Consider the following 3,765-nt stretch of genomic DNA (forward strand, 5'->3'; position numbering starts at 1 on the left):
GGTTGCATCTGGCCTCCGCGTACTCCGCGCATGAGCTCGGCGTGGATTTCGCGGATCAGACGAACCGACACGGGCAGATCCTCGAGCCGTTCGAGCCCGAGGTTCATGGCGCGAATATAGTTGATGACTTCGACGACATCCCGTGGCCGATCCGGATCCATGATGGCCGCTTCTGCCTCCAGAACGTCCTGTAGTGAACTCTGCGTTCCCTCGATCTGACTTGAGAGCACGGCCTCCTTTCGCACGTACATGAACACGAACAGGTCTGGGTCTGGCAGCGTTTGGATCGAGCCGTCCAGGCGTCCGAGTGCGCGGTCAGCCCGTGAAAGGGCCTGCTGCAGCTCCTGGTCCAGTTCTATGGGAGGCTGCGGGGGCATCGGGGCGGGGATGAATGCGCTGTACCCGCCTGGCTGTTTGACGTAGTGTCCAGATCGGCCCATGATCGTGATAAAGGCTTGCTTTAATAAACTGGCAACGCAGAGAACTTGTTAAAGGTTACCTTTAATATAGACATCAACATGTGTTCTTGTTAAAGGTGCCTGACTTAGCACTCGGTCCGCGATCTAGTGGCCTCGTGGCAAAACAAGATCAGCTTTCCGAAAACGAAAGATCATCTTGCCTCTCTCGGCAACGACGATTATGCGAAAACCTGGTGACAATAGATCACAGAGGTCCATGTAGCGACCACCTGGCGCAACCGACCGGGGTTGAGTCCTTTACGGGAACGGGTTACCCGGGCTACGCACCGGTTACACAGAACCCGAACCACGACGGGTAGGAAGACCGGTCTCGACGTAGTCCCTACACGGAGGCGGGACTAATCGTCCCTCGGCCGGCATCCTCCCCGGGCAACTTCGCGGTAACCGGGCAGTCCAACGTGCCCCGACTCATGCACCCATCGGAAGACCCCGTGAACCCTACCCGCCCTCTCCTAACCGCACTCTGCCTCTGGACGGCATATGCCATTCCGGCCGGCGCCCAGGACCCATTCATTTCCATAGGCCAACCTGACAGCCTCTATTCCGAAGTGCTCGGGGAAATGCGTCCGTTCTGGATCCATCTGCCCGAGGACGGTCTCCGTGAGGGGGTCCGCTACCCGGTCATGTACGTGCTCGACGGCGAGGTCCACCTTCAAGGCATGGCCGCCGTGCTGGCGTACTATACGTATTCTCATGTCCCCGAACTCATTGTCGTGGGCGTCGGAAATGCCATGAATCGTGACCGGGATTTGACGGTCTCGGAGATCTCGCAGCGCAACGGTATGGCCATGGAAGTGTCCGGCGGGGCGGACCGTTTCATGACGTTCCTGGCCGATGAGCTCATCCCCTACATGGACCGGACGTATCCCACGTCAACGTTCCGGACACTGGTCGGACATTCCTACGGCGGCCTGTTCACCATACACACACTCCTCACCCGCCCCGACCTGTTTTCCACGTACCTGGCTATGGATCCTAGTCTGGACTGGGATTATCCCCTCATGCTCGACCGCACCCGGGAAGCGCTGGCCACACAAGACTTCACCGGGAAAACGCTATACGTCACCATCGCGAACGAAATCCCCCGGTTCTCGGACACATTGACCATCCGCGATATCGAGAATGACACGTCGGGGTTTAGCCTCGGCATGCGGTCGCAGCTGGAGTTCGTACGGATGATGGAGGACGATGACACAAGTGGGCTGCGGAGTGACTGGCGATATTATGAGAACGATCTGCACGGCTCCGTTCCGCTCGCTTCCATGCGGGACGGACTGATGTTCGCCTTTGACTGGTTTGTTCTCCGTAGTCCATCGGTGTACAATGATCCTGCCACACCAACCGAAACGTTGGTAACCCTCATTCGGGAACGGGGCGAACGCCTGACGGCAAACCTGGGCTACTCCATGGCTATGGAGGAAGACCTGCTGGTCATGCTCGGCTACATGGCCATGGATATGATGGAGCAGCCTGACAAGGCTATGGCCATCTTCCGTCTCACACAGGAATACTATCCGGACAACGAGGAAGTACGTGACGCGATAGCAACATTGGAAGCGAAACAGTGAACCAGCAAGGCCCACCCGGAGGTCTACTCCGCACCTCCCCTGCCTGAAGCGAGGCGTTCGGCCTTCGCTCACGCAGACGAACTAGACAAAGAGTCCCAGAACCTCATCCGCCAAAACTCCGCCGAGAACATCGATTTCCCTGAAGCCAGCCTCGATCACCTCCTTGCAGGAGATACCAATCTGATGCTGGCCGGCACCGGCGAGTTGTGCGAACGTCGCGCCAAAGACGATTCGCGATATGCCTGCCCACACGGCTGCGCCCGCGCACATTGCACACGGCTCGCCCGTCGCATACAGCGTGCAGCCTTCGAGCGACCGCGAGCTGAGGGCTGTCGTGGCATGACGAATCGCGTTCACCTCGGCGTGCGCGGTCGCGTCTTTGTGTCGTCTCGTCGTGTTGAAACCGGTGGCGACAAGTGAAGCGTCCAGCACGATGACCGCACCGTATGGGGCGTCTCCTTTGCGCGCTTCTTCGATGGCCATCCGCATCCAGTCAGCGTCAGTCATGCCTGTGGGAGGTGGTCTGATTGATGGTCGCGTACCGCACGTTTCATAGTCCATGCCTGCTGAGTCGGTGCGAGAGGACGCGGCCCGCCATCGCCATTCCACTGAGGAACGCACCCTCAATGCGGGAGCCCGAACACCAATCACCGCAGATGCCGATGCTGTTGCCCGCGTCCCAGAGGCAGCCGACATCAAGCGGTTCCGCTGCCTGCGAGTACAGCCATCGATGTGCGTCGATCGAAGCGACGGATCCGGCATCGACGCCGGTCGCCTCCAGGAACGCCTTCAGCAGTGGCTTTGAGACCTCCTCGGCCGTGCTATCACGACGATGATCCGACCACTCGGGCGTTGCGTGCAGCACCCACGACTCGCCATCCGGACGTTGCGGCTTACTGCTGTTTCGGGCGGCCCAACCGACGGGACTGTCGTGTACAAAAAGGGCATCATAGTCGATCAACAGCGGCTGCTCGAAGCCGACCATCACCGCCCAGCAGGGTCGCATGCGAACGCGCGTGAGAACCTCAGCTAACGTCGACCGGTCGGCGATCAGCGCCGCCGCCTGCTGAGGCGGTGTGGCGACGATGACAATATCGAATTCTCCGAGTTCGGTTTGTCGGTCGTCGACGAGTTGCCATCGCGATCCCACCCGCCGAGGACGAGTAACCTTGACGCCGGACTCGACGTGAATGTCGGCCGCAAGGTGACGAGCAATCGCATTCATGCCCGGGACACCGACGAGTCGTGCGACCGCACTCTCCTTGCCTTCAATCGCACCATGCTTCGCAACCCCTACACGCGCCTGCCATCTGGCAGCGATGCCGTCTTTGACCCACGACGACACGTAGCGCTGGAAACGCTCGTCGCGGGCCGTAAAGTATTGTGCCCCATGATCGAATGATTGCCGCCCGGTAACGCGCGTGGAGGCACGGCCGCCGGGAGTACGCCCGCGGTCGAAGACGGTAACGCGGATGTTGTGATCTGACAACGCGCGGGCAGCCGCAAGTCCCGAGATTCCGCCGCCCACGATCGCCACCTCCGGGTCATCCGGATGAACCGGGCGACTGACGTGGGCAGCATACTGAACGAGGTCGAGTCGCTCGGCGTGCGCCTGTATCGACCGCGGCCGAACGGTACCGACGATCAGCTTCGGCGGTGTAAATGGACGATCGAAGAGGCCGAGACACCACAGAAGGCCACCGTACGAGTTCGGGTCG

General features: G+C 60.2%; 4 protein-coding genes. 1 reads left to right on the top strand and 3 read right to left on the bottom strand.

Annotation, left to right across the window (positions count from 1 at the left end; genetic code table 11):
* On the bottom strand, positions 1–440 hold a 440-nt coding region (locus HKN37_17245), incomplete at its 3' end, for a Fic family protein (GenBank protein ID NNE48400.1).
* Between the two features lie 449 nt (positions 441–889).
* On the opposite strand from HKN37_17245, the gene HKN37_17250 reads away from it, so the two are divergent.
* The gene (locus HKN37_17250) at positions 890–2,047 is read left to right on the top strand and encodes an alpha/beta hydrolase (GenBank protein NNE48401.1); all 1,158 of its coding nucleotides are present in this window, start codon (positions 890–892) and stop codon (positions 2,045–2,047) included.
* A gap of 81 nt (positions 2,048–2,128) precedes the next feature.
* On the opposite strand, the gene HKN37_17255 is transcribed toward HKN37_17250, so the two are convergent.
* Both HKN37_17255 and HKN37_17260 read right to left on the bottom strand, forming a co-directional pair.
* Positions 2,129–2,554, bottom strand: a complete 426-nt coding sequence (locus HKN37_17255) for a nucleoside deaminase (GenBank protein ID NNE48402.1) — start codon at positions 2,552–2,554, stop codon at positions 2,129–2,131.
* A gap of 43 nt (positions 2,555–2,597) precedes the next feature.
* The coding region (locus HKN37_17260) for an FAD-dependent oxidoreductase (protein NNE48403.1) at positions 2,598–3,765 on the bottom strand (1,168 nt) is incomplete at its 5' end.

It is taken from the genome of Rhodothermales bacterium, assembly GCA_013002345.1.
In the GTDB taxonomy this organism is placed as follows: Bacteria; Bacteroidota; Rhodothermia; order Rhodothermales; family JABDKH01; genus JABDKH01.

What these genes read in the sequence shown, in the direction of transcription:
- HKN37_17250 (NNE48401.1), top strand. Translation starts at nt 890, where the DNA reads ATGCACCCATCGGAAGACCCCGTGAACCCTACCCGCCCTCTCCTAACC.
- HKN37_17255 (NNE48402.1), bottom strand. Translation starts at nt 2,554, where the DNA reads ATGACTGACGCTGACTGGATGCGGATGGCCATCGAAGAAGCGCGCAAA.